The sequence below is a fragment of the Sporosarcina trichiuri genome (assembly GCF_030406775.1).
Lineage (GTDB): Bacteria > Bacillota > Bacilli > Bacillales_A > Planococcaceae > Sporosarcina > Sporosarcina trichiuri.
In genome coordinates, this window is record NZ_CP129119.1 from 1416114 (window position 1) to 1435386 (window position 19273).

At 54.4% G+C, this 19273-nt stretch carries 22 protein-coding genes; 4 read left to right on the forward strand and 18 right to left on the reverse strand.

Annotated features, from left to right (window positions below; all coding sequences use genetic code 11):
• Positions 1-17 precede the first annotated feature (17 nt).
• The 12 genes from QWT68_RS07495 to QWT68_RS07550 form a co-directional block, all read right to left on the reverse strand.
• On the reverse strand, positions 18-2168 hold the full coding sequence (locus QWT68_RS07495) for a penicillin-binding protein (RefSeq protein ID WP_290150364.1): 2151 nt from the start codon (positions 2166-2168) through the stop codon (positions 18-20).
• A gap of 83 nt (positions 2169-2251) precedes the next feature.
• The gene (ftsL, locus tag QWT68_RS07500) at positions 2252-2620 is read right to left on the reverse strand and encodes a cell division protein FtsL (protein ID WP_290150365.1); all 369 of its coding nucleotides are present in this window, start codon (positions 2618-2620) and stop codon (positions 2252-2254) included.
• Positions 2621-2636: 16 nt separating this feature from the next.
• Positions 2637-3569 (reverse strand): 16S rRNA (cytosine(1402)-N(4))-methyltransferase RsmH, encoded by a 933-nt coding sequence (rsmH, locus tag QWT68_RS07505; RefSeq protein ID WP_040286941.1) that lies wholly within the window; start codon positions 3567-3569, stop codon positions 2637-2639.
• A 35-nt stretch (positions 3570-3604) separates the two neighbouring features.
• Entirely contained in the window at positions 3605-4036 is a 432-nt protein-coding gene (gene mraZ, locus QWT68_RS07510) for a division/cell wall cluster transcriptional repressor MraZ (protein ID WP_040286942.1), read from the reverse strand.
• A gap of 406 nt (positions 4037-4442) precedes the next feature.
• A complete protein-coding gene (gene bshC, locus QWT68_RS07515; RefSeq protein WP_290150366.1) occupies positions 4443-6050 on the reverse strand; it encodes a bacillithiol biosynthesis cysteine-adding enzyme BshC in 1608 nt (535 codons plus the stop codon).
• Positions 6051-6132: 82 nt separating this feature from the next.
• On the reverse strand, positions 6133-6522 hold the full coding sequence (locus QWT68_RS07520) for a DUF3397 domain-containing protein (protein WP_040286944.1): 390 nt from the start codon (positions 6520-6522) through the stop codon (positions 6133-6135).
• Positions 6522-7409: a ketopantoate reductase family protein gene (locus QWT68_RS07525; protein WP_290150367.1), complete on the reverse strand. Its 888-nt coding sequence runs from the start codon at positions 7407-7409 to the stop codon at positions 6522-6524. The genes QWT68_RS07520 and QWT68_RS07525 overlap by 1 nt, the downstream gene beginning before the upstream one ends.
• A 74-nt stretch (positions 7410-7483) precedes the next feature.
• Positions 7484-8983, reverse strand: a complete 1500-nt coding sequence (locus QWT68_RS07530; protein ID WP_244898731.1) for an acyl-CoA carboxylase subunit beta — start codon at positions 8981-8983, stop codon at positions 7484-7486.
• A gap of 80 nt (positions 8984-9063) precedes the next feature.
• On the reverse strand, positions 9064-9279 hold the full coding sequence (locus QWT68_RS07535; RefSeq protein ID WP_040286947.1) for a biotin/lipoyl-binding carrier protein: 216 nt from the start codon (positions 9277-9279) through the stop codon (positions 9064-9066).
• Between the two features lie 115 nt (positions 9280-9394).
• Complete coding sequence (locus QWT68_RS07540; protein WP_290150369.1) at positions 9395-10168, reverse strand: enoyl-CoA hydratase/isomerase family protein; 774 nt, start codon at positions 10166-10168, stop codon at positions 9395-9397.
• Between the two features lie 111 nt (positions 10169-10279).
• The gene (rpmF, locus tag QWT68_RS07545; RefSeq protein WP_082023351.1) at positions 10280-10453 is read right to left on the reverse strand and encodes a 50S ribosomal protein L32; all 174 of its coding nucleotides are present in this window, start codon (positions 10451-10453) and stop codon (positions 10280-10282) included.
• A 22-nt stretch (positions 10454-10475) separates the two neighbouring features.
• On the reverse strand, positions 10476-11009 hold the full coding sequence (locus QWT68_RS07550) for a YceD family protein (protein WP_040286949.1): 534 nt from the start codon (positions 11007-11009) through the stop codon (positions 10476-10478).
• Between the two features lie 135 nt (positions 11010-11144).
• Between QWT68_RS07550 and QWT68_RS07555 the strand changes: the two genes are divergently transcribed.
• Positions 11145-12362 carry a nucleotidyltransferase gene (locus QWT68_RS07555; protein ID WP_290150370.1) on the forward strand — a complete coding sequence of 406 codons (1218 nt, stop codon included), beginning with the start codon at positions 11145-11147 and terminating at the stop codon, positions 12360-12362.
• A gap of 1 nt (position 12363) precedes the next feature.
• Here the strand turns inward: QWT68_RS07555 and QWT68_RS07560 are convergent, their stop codons facing one another.
• Positions 12364-13434 carry a SepM family pheromone-processing serine protease gene (locus QWT68_RS07560; RefSeq protein ID WP_348539793.1) on the reverse strand — a complete coding sequence of 357 codons (1071 nt, stop codon included), beginning with the start codon at positions 13432-13434 and terminating at the stop codon, positions 12364-12366.
• Positions 13435-13573: 139 nt separating this feature from the next.
• On the opposite strand from QWT68_RS07560, the gene QWT68_RS07565 reads away from it, so the two are divergent.
• On the forward strand, positions 13574-14464 hold the full coding sequence (locus QWT68_RS07565; protein ID WP_144036087.1) for a hypothetical protein: 891 nt from the start codon (positions 13574-13576) through the stop codon (positions 14462-14464).
• Positions 14465-14539: 75 nt separating this feature from the next.
• On the opposite strand, the gene coaD is transcribed toward QWT68_RS07565, so the two are convergent.
• A complete protein-coding gene (coaD, locus tag QWT68_RS07570; RefSeq protein ID WP_040286952.1) occupies positions 14540-15022 on the reverse strand; it encodes a pantetheine-phosphate adenylyltransferase in 483 nt (160 codons plus the stop codon).
• 6 nt (positions 15023-15028) lie between these two features.
• Positions 15029-15634: a 16S rRNA (guanine(966)-N(2))-methyltransferase RsmD gene (gene rsmD / locus QWT68_RS07575; protein WP_338066437.1), complete on the reverse strand. Its 606-nt coding sequence runs from the start codon at positions 15632-15634 to the stop codon at positions 15029-15031.
• Positions 15635-15676: 42 nt separating this feature from the next.
• On the opposite strand from rsmD, the gene QWT68_RS07580 reads away from it, so the two are divergent.
• Positions 15677-16069, forward strand: a complete 393-nt coding sequence (locus QWT68_RS07580; protein WP_040286954.1) for a DUF7147 family protein — start codon at positions 15677-15679, stop codon at positions 16067-16069.
• 2 nt (positions 16070-16071) lie between these two features.
• Here the strand turns inward: QWT68_RS07580 and QWT68_RS07585 are convergent, their stop codons facing one another.
• Positions 16072-16344: a YlbG family protein gene (locus QWT68_RS07585; RefSeq protein ID WP_040286955.1), complete on the reverse strand. Its 273-nt coding sequence runs from the start codon at positions 16342-16344 to the stop codon at positions 16072-16074.
• A gap of 127 nt (positions 16345-16471) precedes the next feature.
• Here QWT68_RS07585 and QWT68_RS07590 point away from each other — a divergent pair, with 127 nt between their 5' ends.
• Positions 16472-17257: a PI-PLC domain-containing protein gene (locus QWT68_RS07590; protein ID WP_040286956.1), complete on the forward strand. Its 786-nt coding sequence runs from the start codon at positions 16472-16474 to the stop codon at positions 17255-17257.
• A gap of 67 nt (positions 17258-17324) precedes the next feature.
• On the opposite strand, the gene QWT68_RS07595 is transcribed toward QWT68_RS07590, so the two are convergent.
• Positions 17325-17768 carry a YlbF/YmcA family competence regulator gene (locus QWT68_RS07595; RefSeq protein ID WP_040286957.1) on the reverse strand — a complete coding sequence of 148 codons (444 nt, stop codon included), beginning with the start codon at positions 17766-17768 and terminating at the stop codon, positions 17325-17327.
• A gap of 64 nt (positions 17769-17832) precedes the next feature.
• Positions 17833-19257: a UDP-N-acetylmuramoyl-L-alanyl-D-glutamate--2,6-diaminopimelate ligase gene (locus QWT68_RS07600; protein ID WP_290150372.1), complete on the reverse strand. Its 1425-nt coding sequence runs from the start codon at positions 19255-19257 to the stop codon at positions 17833-17835.
• Positions 19258-19273: the final 16 nt, after the last annotated feature.

Sequence of the window (19273 nt, forward strand, 5' to 3'; positions counted from 1 at the left end):
AGTGCGAGCGCTGCTATTCATCCGCCCAGAATATCCTCTTCTGTTTCTCCCCCGTCAGATGGGCTCTCTTCTCCGGGTTCTTCTTCCGTTTCCGGTGCCGTCATTTGCTCGGGCTCTTCGAGTGTAATGACAACCGGGTCGTTTTCCGTGACCGCAGAGCCTGCGGACAGACTTTGCTTGACGACATAGCCTTCCCCATTCACGCGGATGTCCAGATCGGTAAAACTTTTGAATGTCAGGATCTGTCGTTTCGACCATCCCGTGAAATCAGGAAGCAAGGTGTTACCCGATGTTTGCAGCATCACGACGGAACCTGGTGTCAGTTCCGTACCTGCCGCCGGCGATTGTGCAGCAATATCCCCGGCTTCACCGGTGATGACAGGAATGAGCCCTTTTTCTTTCAGTGCAGCTGCCGTCTTACCGGACGGTGCTCCTTCATAATTTTCCATCGTGACTGTATTGTCCGCATGCTCACTGTCCGGAGCGATGTTCAGGTACTTAAGGCTGCTCTCCATCACAGACGTGAAGATTTCGGAAGTCGGATCGGAGCCGTATTTTCCTTCTTTCAGCTGTGGATGCTGGACAAGTACATAGGTCAGCAGCTGGGGATCATCGATCGGCGCCATGCCGAGGAATGAATATAGATAGTTGCCGTTCCCGGCCCTGTATCCTTTTCCTGAAGTGCGGGGAATTTGCGCAGTGCCTGTTTTTCCGCCCGCATCATACCCGTCGAGCGCGAATTTTTTGCCTGTACCGTGTTCTGAAGTGATGGTGGATGCCAGGACCTCACGCACCCGCTTTGCTGTCTCTTCGGAAATCGGGCTTTTTTTCGCCTCAGCGGAGTGCTGTTCCACTACTTTTTCGGTATTCGGATCGATGATCTGGTCGATGACATACGGGGTCATCATGTTTCCGTCATTCGCGATTGCCGTAGCAGCCTGGATCATCTGGATCGGAGTCACAGTAGACCCCTGTCCGTAGGAAGTCGTCAGCCGCTCACTTGGATAGTTATCGAGGATGATTCCGGACGCTTCGTTCGGCAGGTCGATGCCCACTTTTTTGCCGAACCCGAATTTCTTCAAGTAATCGATGAATGTCTGATCGCCCATCCGTTCCAGCAGGTACGCCATCGATACGTTGGACGAACGCTGGAACCCTTCCAGGTAGGTGATCGTCCCCCATCCGGTCCGGTTGACGTCCCGGATGGTCCGGTCGTAGATTTTGTACTCCCCTGATTTATAGAATGCATTCGGATCCCATTTGTTCTCCTGGATAGCGGCAGCCAGAGTGAACATCTTCATGGTCGAACCCGGTTCGAATGTTTCCTCGACAGCCTCGTTCAGCCAATTATCAGTCAGCCCTTCCCGGGTTCCCGGGTGGAATGACGGCCGCTGGCTCATTGCCAGGATCTCGCCGGTTTTCGGATTCACGACGACTGCCAGCATCTTCTCCGGCTTATATTCCTTTTCCGCACGGTTGAGCGCGTCCTCCACGAAGTTCTGGATCGTCTTGTCGAGGGTCAGCTGGATCGTCTGTCCGTTTTTCGGTGCCTCGATCTGCTTTTCGTTATCCCGCAGCTGTATGCCCCAGCGGTCAGTCTTGAGGTTCATCTTCCCATCCGTGCCGGTCAGCTGTTTATCGTACGTTTTTTCGAGCCCCATCTTGCCGACAGTCCGGACTGTTTTGTCCTTCATCTCTTCAGGCATGGCAAAGCCGACTAAGTAAGACGCGAATTTTCCGTTCGGGTACAGCCGTTTCTTGTCCTCGAAAAACCGGATTCCCGGTAGTTCCTCTTTTTTGAGGGCATCTGCAGTTTCGTTTGAAATCGACCGTCCGGCTTTCCCGAACTCGATCTGATACGCATCGGCCGGAGCATTTTGGAACCGTTCCAAAATCGCATCCCGGTCCATATCGAGATACTGGCTCAGCACATCGGCCGTCTTTTCAAAATCCGTGACGTGCTGCTGTTTTTTCGAGCCTTTGGAAGCCTTCTCACTCAGCACGGCCACAAGCCGGTAGCTGAGCGTGTCCGTGGCGATCACTTCACCTGCGCGATCGACGATTTTACCGCGATCGGCCCGCAGGACGGATTCCTTCAAGTATTTCTGATCCGCCATCGCCGCGAGAGCACGGCCGTCGATTTGTCCGGTGATCTGAATCTGGAGCATTCTTCCGAACAAAAGGAAAAAGAGCCCTCCAAATATAAACAGCATCAGAAAGGCTCCACCTTGAAATCGAAATTTCTTTTTTTTCATCGTCCAGGCACGACCTTTACGTTACTTTCATTCAGATTCAAGCCAAGTTCCTTTGCTTTTTCCCAAATGCGCTCATATGTCGATTTTTCACTTACTTGGTTGGACAATTCAATATTTTGTTTTGATGTTTCCTCGATTTTGTTTGAAAGATAGTGCATATCCTTGTTGGTGTCGTTGATTTTCGCCTGTGTATGCAGGACCGTCGTCGAGAACATGACAACCGCAGCAAGGAACACAACAGCAAGGAATTTTTCTCCGGGTGAAAACAGCCTCCGGGGTTTCGGAGCAGGGACAGCGGCAGGAGATGTCTGCGTTTCCTGTTCCGGTATGTACGTAGGTTCAAACTTTCTCTGTTCCAATGCCATTCCGTTTTTTCCCCTTTCACTTGCGTTCTGCGATTCTCAATTTCGCAGAGCGGGCTCGTTTGTTTGCCTCTATTTCTTCCTCACTTGGCAGGATCGGTTTCCGGGTGATCAGCTTTAGCTTCACGTCCAGACCTTCCGGAATCACCGGCAGATTCGGCGGCAGCTCAGGCAGTGTCGAGGCTTCCTTGAAAATTGTTTTGCACAGCCTGTCCTCCAGGGAATGGAACGTGATGACGCTGATCCGGCCTTTCGGATTCAGCAGATCGATCGCATCGGTCAATGACGTTTCGGCAGCCCCGAGTTCGTCATTCACGGCAATCCGGATTGCCTGGAATACACGTTTTGCCGGGTGGCCGCCTGTACGGCGGGCCGCCGCAGGGATGCCTGCTTTGATGAGTTCCGCAAGTTCAGCGGTTGTCCGGATCGGCTGTTCCGAGCGGGCTTCCTCGATTTTACGGGCGATGCTCTTCGAAAATTTCTCTTCTCCGTACCGGAAAAAGATCCGGATCAGATCCTGGTAGCTCCATTCGTTGACCACGTCGAACGCGGTCAACGGTGCATCCGTGTCCATCCGCATGTCGAGCGGCGCGTCGTGGTTGTAGCTGAATCCGCGCTCCGGGGTGTCCAGTTGCGGCGATGAGACGCCGAGGTCATAGAGGATGCCATCGACATATTCAATTCCGATAGCGGCCAGTTCTTCTTTGATGCGGCTGAAGTTCGAATGAATGAATGTGACCCGGTCCAAGTAGTCATGAAGTGTTTCTTTTGCGGCTTCGATTGCTGTCATGTCCTGATCGAAACAGATCAGTCTGCCTGCGCCAGAAAGCTGCTTTGCGATTTCTTTGCTGTGACCTGCACCGCCGAGCGTGCAGTCGACATAGATTCCATCCGGCTGGATCGCCAGCCCATCCACTGCTTCATGCAGTAATACTGTTGTGTGATCGAACACGGGTACCGCCTGCTTTCCATGTCATCTGGTACTGATTAAAAATCGAAGTCCATAATATTCTCTGCAATGTCGTTGAAGGAGTCCGCAGACTCTTCATAGTAGGATTGCCAAATTTCTTCCGACCAGATTTCAAAACGGCCGGATACACCGATGACCATGCAGTCTTTCGCGATTTTGGCGTAGCCGAGAAGGGAAGCGGGAATGTTGACACGCCCCTGCTTATCCAGCTCGGCTTCGGTGGCTCCTGAAAAGAAGAAACGGGTGAATGCCCGTGCGTCTTTCTTTGTGACGGGCAGCGCTTTCAGTTTCTCTTCAAGTTTCTTCCATTCATTCATCGGGTAGCCGAAGAGGCAGTTATCCAGTCCGCGGGTCAATACGAAACCATCCGAAAGATGCTCCCTGAATTTCGAAGGGATGATCAGACGGCCTTTGGTATCGATTGAATGTTGGTATTCACCCATGAACATACCCTTCACCCCACTATATAAGTTTAATGTACCACATCCCCCCACTTTCCTCCACCCATTTTTGTATTTGCAATGAATTTGTATCAATAGCACTCGATTCATTGAGATTATTACGTTTGTTACAATTCAGGGCGGTGTTTTTCAACCAGGACCAGCAGGTTGATGGGCCGGGTTTTTCCAGTTCGCAGGCTGCCGTTTGTTCTGGCTGGTTTGCTGCTCGGATTGTTTTGCGGTCAACTCACAAGCGTGGCTCGTCTATCTTCGACCCGGACCTGGATTTGCGCGCGAGTCGCAGTTAGAACCGCTTTAGCCACGCGCTTATACCAGGGATCGGCACCGCCGATTGGCGCAGCCAAAAAAGCACATGACCTGCGCTTCTGCGCGCAGATCATGTGCTTTCGAATTGTCATAGATAGATGATGACGTGGCTGCCGTCCGATGGAATCTCTTCGGCGAGGAGATCGCGGATCAGGGACGGCCCATATTCGTTCAGGTATTTGAACGGTGTATAGGTCCGTTCCTGAAGATTGCGTTCCGGATACAGATCGCCCTCCAGCAGGTTGTAGCTGCCGAGAGCCGCTGCATACTTCCGCAGCAGCGCGTCTTCCGTCTTCTCCCGCAGGAATTCCACTTGGCGGAGATGGTACCCAAGGTTTTTTTCTGAAAGCGCACCCAGATCCGTATCGCCGAGATGCTGCTGGATTTTTGCGTACTGCACAGTCAGCAGGTCAACGGTCTCGCCGAGAAGTGAGTCCATCCCTTCGTCCCTCTGCTCATCCAGAAACTGTTCGCGGCGGATGATCGTTTCGCCCGCCAGGACCCTGTCGACCGTCAAACCGGTCTTCTCGAGTGCATGCTGTGCGTTCCGGGTGACGAGTGTGATCGAGATGCGCGGCACGACGATCGGCATCTTGATGCCGAACAGGCGGAATGCCGGCTTCAACAACGCCCAGTAGGCGATTTCACCGGGACCGCCGACAAACGCAAGAACGGGCAGCATCAGGTCCTGCATGATCGGCCTTGTTGCGACATTATTGCTGAGCAGCCAAGGTGTTTTCTCTGCAATCGCCAGCAATTCCTCTTCCGTGAAACGGAGTCCGGCAGCTTCGTTGACGAACAGGCCATCCTTCCTGCTGAGCAGGACACGTCCCGTCTCATGGACATAGAACAGATGCGCCGCGTCTCCTGACGCTTCGATCGGCGCCCCGTAGCCTTCTGTGCTGAACCGTGATTCGGTCTCCGCGACACTTGCCGCCAATTCGGCCGACTTCCGGATGAACTGCTTGAAATGATCTTTCTCAAGTTCCCTGAACGACCGGTCCGCCGCATCGATCATCAGCAGGCCGTGCTCCTTGAACAGCCCGTTCATGAGACGGACGAAGAAGCCGGTGAACGTCGTTTCATGCTCCGCGGCTTCCAATACGTCTGCAAGCAATTGCTTCGTGTGGACCGTCTCCCCGAAGTCACGGAAGATGAGCCGGATGAATTCCGCCATCTGTTCCTGGCTGTAGACAGTTTCCGATGCCATCGTCTTCAGGACAAACCGTTCGGGATACTGCCGTTTCAGCGGCCGGCCATCCTGTTCCGCGTAGATATGATTGATTTCGTCGATATCATGGTCTTCTCCTGCAATCCAGAACACCGGCACGATCGGTACGCCCAATTTCACCTGCTGCTGCCGGGCGAGCAGGATGACGGTGATCGCCTTATGCACAGAATAGAGAGGACCTGTCAGCAGACCGGCCTGCTGACCGCCGACCACCGCGACTGCACCGTCTTCCAGCGCCTTCAGGTTCGCGGCCTGTGACTCCGAGATCCCGTATGGCTCAAGAAAGTTCCGGATCGTACCCGTCAGTTCTTTCCGCTGGTACATCCGGCTGTCCAATTCCTCCAGGCGGCTGCTGAAATCATTCTCTCCTCTGCCATAATCGAAATAGGATGCGGCAAACTCCTGATCATTCCCGTATGACTCCATGATTTTGTTCTTATGTATAGGATGTGATGCAATTTTCATCATTCGAGCCCCTTTTTCGCCAACTGTGTATGGTCTGAGTATAGCACTCCGCCCCGAGCGTTTAAAAACATACGCTTGCCGTCTACTGCACAAGGAATCCGACAGACTCCGTGGCTGCGCCAATCACCAGGAGAACGAGATAGAGCAGGGAAAACACGATAAAGAGCATCCGCCAATAGTTGCGCAGCATCCGCAGCATACTGAATTCCTTGCTCTTCACCCGCTCCGCTACAGCGTACCCGATCCCTGCAATCAGGATGCCTGACGCCACGATCAGCCATGCGTGTGCAGCCATCCTGTCCAGGACGAATGCAGTCGCCATGACGAGCAGCGGCACCGTCCAGTCGGCTGCCATGCGGATCGATTTCACTTGCGACCGCCCGGCGAGACGGCTTCCGGCAAATAAAATGGCGGACAGTACATACGGCACTATTATCAAAAATGCAAGTCCATGCTGCATTGCTTCTTTCATCACTCGTCTACCCTTTCGTCAATAGCTTTCAGCAGCCTCTCCAGCTGGCCGAGCACCGGCATCCGCTCCCGATTCGGTCCGATGGCCGCGGTGACAATCGTGTCGATTTCCATGGGGTCACCGTTTTTGCGGTCCGTCAGCATCGATGATTCGTTCGCGGCGGTGTTCCGGCACACCGTCATTACATCTGCGAAGGACAGTCGGCCTGCGGTATCCGGATAGGCTTCCGCCAGTTCATAGTACACATCTTCCATCAGTCTGCAGGCATTCTCCCGCGAAACAAGCTCCCCGTTCCTGATCCCGAGCAGAGCGGTCAGCGGATTGATGCAGCAGTTGAGCAGCAGCTTTCGGTACAGCATGGCCCGAGCATCCGGCTGCAGCCGGAACGGGAACGGCTCTTCCATCTGCCGGCACAATTCTTCCAACGGCTGCGGGTCCCCCCTGTAATGTGCAGCGGCTGTCACACCATTGCCGAGATGGCGGACCGTCCAGTCGTTCTCCCTGTTTGCGCCGTGCGTGATGGAAGCGAACCCGATGGAAGGGAACAGCAGGTCATCCGCCTGCTCGAAATGCCGGATCCCATTTTGGATGAACAGCATGTAGCCGATCCGGACATCGCTCGTCAGGGAGTCAAAAAGCTTAGGCAGGCTGCCTGATTTGACCGCCGCAATCCATAGGGCTCCGTCCGGCGCGTCAGACGGCTCTGTGAAAGCATTCACCGCAAACCGCCGCCCGCCGGTGTCCCCGATGCGGAGCAGGCCGTTCTTCTGTAATGCCAGGCTCTGGCCGGGCCGGCGCGTGAGAAAAGAAACACCATGCCCCTGTTCCGCCAGATAGGAACCCATCAGCATCCCGATGGCTCCTGCCCCTGCAATGACAATCTCCATAATAGCCCTCCCATTGGAAAAAAGCTGCCCGGACCATCCCTTACAGAGACGATCCGGGCAGCCGTTATACCGGATTATACAGGATATACCGGGTGTTTGCGCGGAGGCTGCGGAATTTCTTTCGTGCTGTACAGAGCAAACCTGTCCGCAAGCACAGCCCGCAGATCCGAAGGCTTGACGATCTCGTCGATGATCATTTCAGATGCAAGCCGGTAAATATCGATTTCCGCTTTGTATTCCTGCTGTTTCTGCTGAACGAATGCCCGGCGTTCTTTCGGGTCTTCAATCGCTTCGATCTTGTTGGAATAGACGGCATTGACCGCTGCTTCAGGACCCATGACGGCAATCTGTGCAGTCGGAAGGGCGATGCACACATCCGGTTCGAATGCCGGGCCGGCCATCGCATAAAGACCTGCACCATATGCTTTCCGGACAACGACGGAAATTTTCGGCACTGTCGCGGAACTCATCGCCATGATCAGTTTGGCACCATGGCGGATGATCCCTTCCCGTTCCACTTTCGTCCCGATCATGAAGCCTGGTACGTCTGCCAGGAACAGGAGAGGAATTGAGAAGGCATCACACAGGTTGATGAACTTCGCCCCTTTGTCAGCGGAGTCGACAAACAGGACGCCGCCTTTCGCTTTCGGCTGGTTGGCAATGATACCGACAGGCCGGCCGTCGATCCGGGCAAGACCCGTAATGAGTTCAGGCGCGAATTTCTTCTTCACCTCGAAAAAGCTGTCTTCATCGATCAGCGTGTCGATCGCTTCATACATATTGAAGGGCGCATTCTGGTTTTCGGGGATGATTTCCTCTAGCGTGCGCCCTGTTTTGGCCGCAACGGCCTCTTTGAGCGGAGCCGATTCAGTGAAGTTGGCCGGGAAAAAAGCGAGATACCGTTTTGCTTCTGCGATCGCTTCTTCTTCCGAGTCTGCGAGCACATCGCCGCAGCCGCTGACCGAGCAGTGCATCTCCGCGCCGCCCATCTCTTCGAGCGACACCTTCTGACCGATCACTTTCTCGGCCATCCGCGGCGAGCCGAGATACATCGATGCGTTTCCGTCCACCATGATGACCAAATCGCAGAAGGCCGGTATGTAAGCACCACCTGCTGCAGACGGTCCGAACAGGACGCACAGCTGCGGGATGAACCCTGACAGCCTCACCTGGTTATGGAAGATCCGGCCGGCCCCTCTGCGGTTCGGGAACATGTCCAGCTGGTCTGTAATACGTGCACCTGCGGAATCCACCAGATACAGCATCGGCACCCTGTGCATTTCCGCTGTCTCCTGGATCCGGATGATCTTTTCGACGGTGCGTGATCCCCAAGAGCCCGCTTTGATGGTCGAATCGTTCGCCATGACACAGACCGTCTGCCCGCCGACTTTCCCCATGGCTGTGACAACCCCGTCCGCCGGCAGATCACCTGCTTCGCAGTTTGCAAAGCGGCCGTCCTCTGTATACTCACCATTATCGAAGAGCAGTTCAAGCCGCTTGCGCACGAATAATTTTCCCTGCTCGGCTGCTTTATCGTGGTACTTCTGCTGGCCGCCGGCAAAAATGGCAGCCAGGTGTTCCTCGAGCTTACCGTTATACCCCTTTTGTTCTTCTGTGCTGTTCGTCACGCAAATACCCCCATTCAGTGATCTGCTTATCCTTCGAATGTCAGGATGACGTCCCCTTCATCGACGAAATCTTCTTCTTTCACTTCAATGGACGCGACTTTGCCGTCCATTTCGGCTTCCACGGGAATCTCCATTTTCATGGACTCGAGAATTACGACGACATCCCCTTTTTTCACTTCCTGCCCGACTTCCACTTCGATCTGGAATACTGTGCCTGTCATAGATGAACGAACTTCTGCCATCCTCTTCTCCTCCTCGTCAATAACTTCCTGGTAAGATAGATGAGTTTCATGTATCTTTCCCTAGTTTATCTGATAATTGAAATCGTTTTCAACCATTCTCTTATCTTTGCAAAATTCAATCTTTAGGACGTCCTGTTTTCTCCCTGAACCGCCGTACTGCTTCATGATGCTCATCCGACTCCCAGAGGACTGCACACTGCTCCGCTTCCTCGAGCATCCGGTGCTCCAATCCCGTCTGTACAAACCTCCTTACAGCGACCATCTTGTAGGCATGGAGGACACCGGGGCTGATCGTGCGGAATCCGTCCAGGAAGCGGACGAGTGCTTCCTGCTTGCCATCGGTGTAGACGGACGTAATCCAGCCGGCTTCCTCAAGCGTCCGGGCCTCATGGAGTTTCGCGCCCATCAGGAGCTGCAGTGCCGGCGCATGCAGGCTCTCTTTCTCATACAGGAGGGACGCACCGCCCCATCCTGTCGTGATAGCGAGGGTCCCTTGGATGAACCCTGCCCGGGCATCTGCACGCATCAGCCTGAAATCGCAGGCGGCGGCAAGTTCACAGCCGCCCCCGACCGCCGTGCCGTCCATGAGGGCGATGACCGGGACAGGTACAGCTGCCAGCCGGTACAGCAGCCGGGTCATCCGCAGGAGCATCGGACGCGCCTCGTCAGCGGTCCGAAGCGTGTGGAACTCCGACAGGTCCCCGCCTGAACAGAACGCTTTCCTGCCGGTGGATGTGACGACTCCCCATTCGACGGACCCATCCGTCTCCAGATGCCGGATGAACTTCTCCAGCCCGTCCATCACGTCATGGCTGACCGCATTGCGCACACCCGGCCGCTCAATCGAAAACGTCAGCAGTTGTCCGTCCCTGGAAATTGAATAAGACATTTCAGCACCCCCTGTTGGTTTTCCGCATAGAAAAAGACTGCCGGGAACCATGGTTTCCCGGCAGTCTTCGAGACAGCGATGAGCTGCCAAAGTATTGCGGCAGAATCTTGATTATTCGCCTGCAACAACTTTCCCTTTGTATTGACCGCATGATTTGCAAACGCGGTGTGCCAACTTCATTTCACCGCAATTTTCACAAGTTGTCATACCTGGAACCTGTAATTTGTAATGTGTACGGCGCATGTTCTTTTTGGTCTTAGATGTTCTTCTCTTTGGTACTGCCATTAGAGGCACCTCCTTATTTCGACTAGTCGTTATCGGATTCAAAAAATCTTGCTAGGTCCGCAAGTCTCGGATCCGTCTTGGTCTCCTGCTCTTCCTCCAGCTGCTTATTGTACTCTTCATCGGTCGTATAGGACCAGCCTGTTCCGGATGCTTCCGTCATGGCTTCCGCCCCTTCGCAGTAGACCTGCATCGGGACTTCCAGAAGGATCAGCTCCTCGAAAAGCGGCATTGGATCGATCGTATCCCCCGTCACCGGGAAGATTTCATCATCCTGTGCCAGAACGTATTCGTCCCAGCTGAACTGCTCGTCCGTCTCGATGGAAAACGGATAATCCACATCATTCCATGTGCGGGCACACGGCAGGATCATCTTACCTTCCAACCGGAAATGGAACGAAATTTTCTTGGAACCGACTGTACAGTAGCCTGTCAGATGAACAGGTGAGATCTCCCGGATTTCGGGATTCTTCTCCTTGACGGAACTGAGATCCACCACTTCGTCAAGCGGTATACTTCCCTGCTTGAACTTTCGCAATTGATGAATTGACCATTTCATGCCTATCACCTCAAGACAACACTTTTGATTATATAGCGGAGTAAAATAGATGTCAAGATATTTTCTTGTCACCAGCTTCCGTTATTCTTTATACTGAATACTATGCGGACCACAGACCAAAGGAGCGTGAGACTCATGAAAGCAGTCGGAATTGTTGCCGAATACAACCCGTTCCATAACGGACACCGCTATCACGCCGAACAGGCAAGACAGCTGACCGGATCGGACGCTGTCATCGCTGTGATGAGCGGCAACTTCCTGCAGCGCGGTGAACCTGCACTTGTCGATAAATGGACGAGGACGGCGATGGCGCTCGAGAACGGCATCGACCTCGTCATCGAACTGCCGTATGAAACGGCGACGGCGAACGCATCCGGCTTCGCGGACGGCGCCATCCGCCTCCTGGATGCGGCATGCTGTTCAAGCTACTGCTTCGGAAGCGAACAGGGAGCGATCGGGCCATTCGCCGAAACACTCAGGCGGATCAAATCGAATCGGCCATATTACGAAGAACAGGTGCGGAATGCGGTGAAGTCGGGCATCAGCTATCCAAAAGCCCTCAATGACGCGTATGAACTGACAATCCGCCAATCACAGGAGGATCCCGTCTGTGCAGACCTGTCCAAACCGAACAACATCCTCGGGTTCCACTATATGGAGGCGGCGGATGAAATCGGATCCCGCATGGGAGCCGTCACGATTCCCCGCTTAGGCGCCGGGTATTACGATGATATCTCTGCCGATACGCATATCGCAAGCGCGACAGGCATCCGGAAAGAACTGTTCAGCGAGGGAGGCCGGCTGGAAGGCATCCGGGCATACGTCCCGGCAGCGACCTATGAGCTCCTCAGCGACTGGCTTGCACAGCGTTCCCGGTTCGGCAGCTGGGACTCGTTCTATCCGCTGCTCCGCTTCCAGATCCTGCGTGACGGGCCGGAACGGCTTGCCGGAATAGCTGATATTACTGAAGGCATCGAGCACCTGCTGTACAAAGCGGCGAAACAATCGGAGGACTTTGCTTCGTTCATGGCACAGGTGAAATCGAAACGGTATACATGGACACGCCTGCAGCGCATGCTCGTCCATATCCTCACAGGGTTCACCTATGAGCAGCGCATCGCGGCGGGAAATCCGGATCATCTGCGGGTGCTCGGCATGACAGCGGCAGGCCGGCGCTATCTGAAAGAACAGAAAGGCCGGCTCGCACTCCCGGCTGTCAGCCGTCTCGCCGCCCACGACAGCGTATCAGCCGATATCTCTGCACATGTCTCGGACTGTTATGCATTCGGTATCGATCCGGTCCATCCGCTGACCGGCCTCGACTTCAGGACCCCTCCGCTTCTTTCGGACTGAATCATTTCTTCGGTTCCAGACCATCCAGATACTTCAGGGCATCATCGACGGTCTTCACCGGCACGATCTTCATGGTCGTGCCGATTTTTTCTGCCGTTTCCGCGGCTTCCTCATAGTTGCTCCTGATGCCCGGGTTCGCTGCTTTCACTTCTTCAGGAAGCTCATCATCCGGTGCAAAGAAAATCTCCATTCCGTCCCGATCAGCTGCCATCACCTTGAAGTCGATACCGCCGATGCGGCCGACTGTGCCGCCCGGCAGCATTTCACCGGTACCGGCGATCGTATAGCCTTTCGTAATATCCCGGCTGTCGAGCTGGTTGATGATTTCAAGAGTGAACATGAGGCCGGCGGAAGGCCCGCCGATATCGGACGTGTTGAATGTCACTTTCGGGATTGTTTTCAATGACCTGTCTTCCTGGTACTGGATTCCGAGGCCCACTTTCCCTTTCGCTCCAGGGATCTCCTTCAAGGTGATCTCCTCTTTGAAGGGTTTCCCTTCACGGGCGCCTTCAACCTCTATCGTATCCCCTTTTCTCTGGTCCGTCACGTACGCTGCAAACTGGTCCGGTTCCGTCAGACGCTTCCCGTCGACGCCGGTGATCCGGTCTCCGGCTTCCAGCTTCCCATCCGAGGCACTGCCGTCGACGACCAGCTGGACATAGATCCCGGCAAAATCGATTTCCACAGGCTTCCCGGCTTTTTCGAAAGCGACGGTGATGGCATTGAATTGGGAGTCCGACATGAGCCGGAGCTGGCGGATATTATACTCCCGGTCGTCTTCACCATGCCGGCGCACTTTATCCGCCGGCAGAAGTTTCATCTTATCCGAGAGGTGCGACCACAGATAAGTGGCAGGTGTGGCCTTGCCGACCGAAATCGTCATCAGGCTGAATGTCCCGGTGTCTTCTTCGTCTCCGTCTTCCACATGGACGAGCGGGGACAGTTCATAGGCGCCCCCCGGCTGGGATACATAACCGTCCAGTGGTAAGACCATGAACAGTGTGACCAAAACGGCCAGCAGGGCAGTTATGCCGATTCGCTTGAAAGTAATTTTACCTGCACCTCCGTTAATAGCCTGTACTTTGTTTACATATGGTTAAGTGTACCATCGGGAAAATAAGCAGCACAACGATTACACTCTTGGCTGACCAGAGTGCTATGAAAGGAGCCGCACATGTGAAAGTTATCCTGACCGGCTGTGCCATGACGGCATGGTGAACGTACTGATGATCTGGGCGCTGATCGCTTTGTTCATCCTCCGTCCGGGGATCGCCCACGATGGAGCCGTGACAGGCGCCTCATTATTCACCCAGGCGCTGCTTCCTTATTTGCTTCCCTACATCATTCTTACCCAATGGCTGTTGAAATTACCGGCTACCGGCACAAATTCGAAAGGATGGCTGCGTTATCTCAAAGCCTACACGCTCGGATCGTTCGGCGGTTTCCCTGTCGGTGCAGTAACGGTCAGTGAAATGAAGCGGAATGGCCAGCTGTCCGCCTATGAAAGCAGCCTGCTGCTTGCGGCCTGCCATGCGCCCGGCCCGATGTTCATCGTCGGGTATATCGGGCTTGAGCTGTTCGGGGATACCTGGTCGGGATGGAAGCTGCTGATTGCTATCCACCTTGCCAATATCATTTTCTTCCTGGGTGTCCTCCTGCTGCTGGCGAACCGTAGACCGCCGGCGGACCGGCAGCTGTCTGTTCCGCAGCGCAAACCGAGCACCGCTCCGCTGCTGGACGCCTTCAAGGAGTCTTCGGGAATCATCATCCTGGTCGCCACGACGGTCGTCTTCTTCTCCTCCCTCGGGAGTGTGCTGACGGATGTCATCCAGGCGGCCGCCCCGGTCGAGATGGGAATCGTGAAGACGGCTGTCCTGTCCGTATTCGAGATGACGTCGGGGGTCCAGTCGGCCGCTCAGCATTTTTTCGGTTCACCGATGTTCCCGTACCTGATCGCGGCAATCCTGTCCGTCAATGGACTGAGTATCCATATGCAGGTGTTCGTCATCGCCCGCTCTGCTGAACTGTCGCTGAAGCCCTATGTCATCGGCCGGATCTTCAGCGTCGCGGCTGTCCCGCTCTTTCTTTATCTCCTTCTTTGAGATATGCAGAATCAGCGGAAATTTGTCCTGAACCTAAAAAACAATGGGAATGGCATCCGCCTTCCCATTGCCTGTTTATGTATACTTTTTCTTCAGCGCACGATCCACCGCTTCCGGTACAAGTGCCGAAACGTCCCCGCCATACTTGGCGACTTCCTTGACGATACTTGAGCTCAGGAACGAATATTGGTTCTTTGTCATGACGAAGAATGTCTCGATGTCTTCATCCAGGAACCTGTTCATGGACGTGATCTGCATTTCGTATTCGAAGTCGGATATTGCACGCAGCCCCCTGACGATGGCGGATGCGTTGATGCTCTTTGCATAGTCGATCAGGAGTCCTGACGACGAATCGATTTTCACCGTCGGATACTCCGCAGTTGCCTGTGCGATGAGCTGCTGCCGTTCCTCCACCGAGAACAGCGGTTTCTTGGACGAATTGTTCATCACCGCTACATGCACTTCGTCAAAGATCTTGATGGCCCGTTTGATGATATCCAGATGACCGTTCGTCAGCGGATCGAAACTGCCGGGCACTACTGCCACTTTCCCCATCATACACCCTCATTTCCTGTAAATAGATAGTGCACTTCCCCCGTACACCGTCGGACCGCTTGTTGTATAACTGCCGAAAGATGCAGGCAGTTCAAGCTGTTTGTCATGCTCGCATATGATAGCCGCCCGGTCCGTCAGCAGTCCGGCCTCCGCAAACTGAAGCGCCAGATCATAGTACTCCCGTTTGGCATAAGGCGGATCCAGGAACAGCAGGTCAGCTTTCACACCTTCCGCATCCAGCCGCTTGGCTGCCGTCCTTGCATCACCGCGGACAATATGCAGCTCCGATGTGAACCTGCATTTCTCGGCATTCGCTTTCATGATGGCGCAGGCTTTCGGATTCTTCTCGAACGCCCACGCCTCATCTGCACCGCGCGATAAGGATTCCAATGACAGCGAACCGCTGCCGCCGAAAAGCTCAACAGCAATCCCTCCGTCAAAAAAAGAACCCAGCTTACTGAACAACGCTTCTTTAACTTTGTCTGAAGTCGGGCGGGTATTCGTCCCGTCTATCGTCTTCAGGGGAATGCCTCTCCGGCTCCCTGCGATCACTCTCATCCGTGCCACTCCTTTGGCTGCTCCTGTCATCCGGGTCTGCAAACGTGCTGCAGCCATGCTATGATTAGGAAAGATACTTTTTGAAAGGTGTGCTTTCTTATGAAACAGCAGCGATTCATCGAGCTGGGTGAAGGGTACTCTGATATTTACGAACTATGTGAACTGATTACTGCGAATGCGTCGCGTCTCCAGCGGACCTTCCTGTTTACGTCCACAGCTGGCGGCAAGCGCGTCCTGTCGCCCGCGGCATCCTTTTCACCGGCGGGAGACGGCGGATTCTGCCCGATCTACATCTGCCGGGAAGGGATACCGGCTGACAGCGGCCGTATGTCCAGACGGCAGCAGCTGTTCGAAGATGCTGCCGCAGCCGCGGGCAGCCGTCCTGTACCGGTCGAGCTCAAGCATTCTTCCGAGTTCCCGGAGACAAGACTGTATTATCAGTATGTCACGGGCGTGCTCAGGCTGAACCATCTGCTTCCGCCGCTCGACTGATATCAGAGCCCTGTTTTATAGTCGTACTCTTTCGCCTTGTCAGGACGTGCGTTTTCATACTCTGTCCGGACGAACGGCCGGTAGGAAGGGACGGCTTTTTTTACGGAAGACAACTTTTCCACTTTCCGTATGACGTCATCGACCTCTTCCTGACGGCAATAGAGCACGACGTATTTCATGCGTCTTGATATATAATGGACATGACCGTATTTACGGAACGATTTCGCCTGTTTCAAGTGATGGAGGTAAATGATGACTCCTTGACGATCAACCAATGGGATCCCTCTTTTCTTACCCTTTACAATACCATATTTGTTGAAAAATCAGCAACCGGGCTTTACTGACAGCTCGCCTGTTATGTCATATAATGGACCCAGCAACAGCTAAAAGGAGGAATGGGACATGGGAAAGAAGACGAAGGTTGCCCTTTCAGTCGGTGCGGCGGGAGCCGCAGCTTGGGCCGCTTCCAAAGCACTCATCCGGCCGTCTGCACGCGGGAACAAAGAAGCATTGGATTTTGACGGACCGATTGTAGTGCAGCAGCTTGCCGGTTCGGCGGACTGCGATGTTCAAGCAGCGGATGCCGCAGCTCTAGGCGTCCATGGACTGGCTGTGGATATCCGGCTCACACCGGAAGAAGAGATCATCATCACTTCACATGACGATACCGATCATCAGTCTGCACAGCCCTGCCTTCTGCAAAATATGCTCGCCGCATACCCCCATCTGCTGTTCGTCATCCGTCTGGCCGACTCGCCGGATACATATGAAGGCAGCCTGATGCCGTCCAAACTATGGAAACTGCTGGAGGAATGTGACGCTCAGGATCAGGTGGCAGTTATCAGTCCGTACGATGACCAAGTGGACCGGTTCAATTTATATACGCAATACAGGGCAGCATCCGGCGCAGGACGTGATGAACTGAAACAGGCCTATGCAGCCTATTCAAGCCGGTTCGGCCATCTGTATAAGCCGCGCAGCGATTTCTTCGTGCTGTCAGGCAAGCTGGGGCCTTTTCAGACTGCAAGCGTTGGCTTCATCCAGTTCTTGAGGAGACTGAACATTGCCGTTTACGTTGAAAACGCACCATCGGATTCTGTCGTCAAGCTGGCAGGCGCAGGTGTGTCAGGGTTCATCACGTCCGAGCCGCGTACTGTGATGGCATCGCTCGACCCGGATGCCGAATGAGAAGAAGGCTGTACGGCAGTACCGGGAATCCCGGTTGCCGTACAGCCTTTTCAGTTTGCCGGTATGTTCATGCAGAGCAGGAACAGCCTCCCCCCGATCCGCAGCCGCCTCCGCAGCTCTCTTCCGTGACAAACGTATTGTCGGAAGGCAGTTTGACGGATTCGGATACGGCGCGGGCAACCGTGGCGCTGATTTCATCCAGCAGATACTGGACGTCATTTTCCGCCAGCCGCAGTGCCGCGACTTTTTCATTCATATCTAAGGCCCTCTTGTCGAGGCGTATCGTTTTCATCACTCTATTGTAATCCGGATGATATCGTCCGAACCGCTGCACTTCCTCATACCGTTCCTTCAGTTCGGAGAATTCCCTGATCTTACGGACCAGTTCGGCATCCCCGTAAACTGCACGGTGGGCGGAGCGATAATCAGACAGGACATCGGATGTCAGGATCATGTCTGCCAATTCGTCTGATTGTTCGATGATGTCGAGCCATTCGTTGGTCATCATCATAAATACATTCCCTCCATTCTCCTACAGTATACCAAATAGAGGGAACAAGTGCATCCGCTGATTCTTACAGGAGCTGATCCGCCTTCAGCGCTTCCATCGCCTCTTCATAATCGGAAAAGAGGATGCTGTCTTCATTGATGATCTGGACAGTCTCATGCCCTTTGCCGGCAATCACGACAATATCATCCGGCCCGCTGCTGCCTACCGCCCTGCGGATCGCCGTCCGACGGTCCAGCTCGACCTCTATCTTATGCGGATGCTTGACGCCGTGCAGTATATGCTGGGCAATCATCCCGGGGTCCTCATCTCTCGGATTATCGGATGTGATGACGACATGGTCGCAGTACTTCTCTGCAATCCGCCCCATGAGCGGCCGTTTCTCACGGTCCCTGTTCCCTCCGCACCCGAATACACAGACAAGCCTTTTCGGATTCAGCCCGGAGACCGCCTGCAGGACCGCTTCCAGTGCATCCGGTGAATGGGCGTAATCGATATACACCCTTCTGTTCACACTTTCCGCGAGCTGGAGCCGGCCGGGCGGCAGCGCCAGCGCACTGAACGACCGTTCTATGACCTGTTCGGGTATGCCGAGCAGCCGGACCGCACTTGCAGCGGCCATGGCATTCAGCCTGTTATGGAGTCCGGTCGGCATCTTGCTGATCATGCTGCCAGACGCCAAACAGCCGATATACTCGCTGCGGCAGAATCTGTATACCGGCACAGCAGCGTCTTCCGCCATCTTCATGCAGACGGGGTCTTCCTCGTTGACGATGACCTGACGGGACAGGGTGACCAGCTTCTTTTTGGCTGCGACATACGCTTCCCGGCCGCCATGGTCTTCGAGGTGATCCGTGCCGACATTGAGGAGGATGCCGATATCGATGGCACAGTCAGCCAGCCGCCCCCTCTCCAAACCGATGGATGAGGCTTCCAGGGCGACATGTGTGACACCTTCCAGCCTGCACACTTGCAGTAATGGATGCAGGTACTCCGCGGTCGGTGTAGTCAATGAAGGGATCGGGATGTCCAGCCGCTTCCCGTCTATATAACAGCCCGTCGTTCCGATGACAGCCGCTTTCACACCTGCTTCCTTCAGCAGCTGACCGATGAAATGGGTCACTGTCGTCTTACCATTCGTTCCTGTCACAGCGATGACTTGCAGCTCTTCCGATGGGTTGCCTGCCAGTTCTGCAGCACTGTACGACAGGAATCTGCTGCTGTCCGGCACAGTCACGATCGCCGTTCCTGTCTCTGCCCATTTTGCAAGTTTCAATGAAGAAACCGGACGGTCGATCACCACTGCAGCCGCCCCTTTCGCAATCGCTTCATCGATCGCCTGGTGACCGTCGAACCTAGCGCCTTTCCGTGCGACAAATAAGCTGTTCCGAGAGACGCGGGCAGGATGCTCCGTAACACTCCTGATTTTGACATCCCGCCATTCCCCTTTCACCGTGCACGGCCAGTTTTTCAGCAGCTCAATCAGATGCATTATATATGACTCCTTC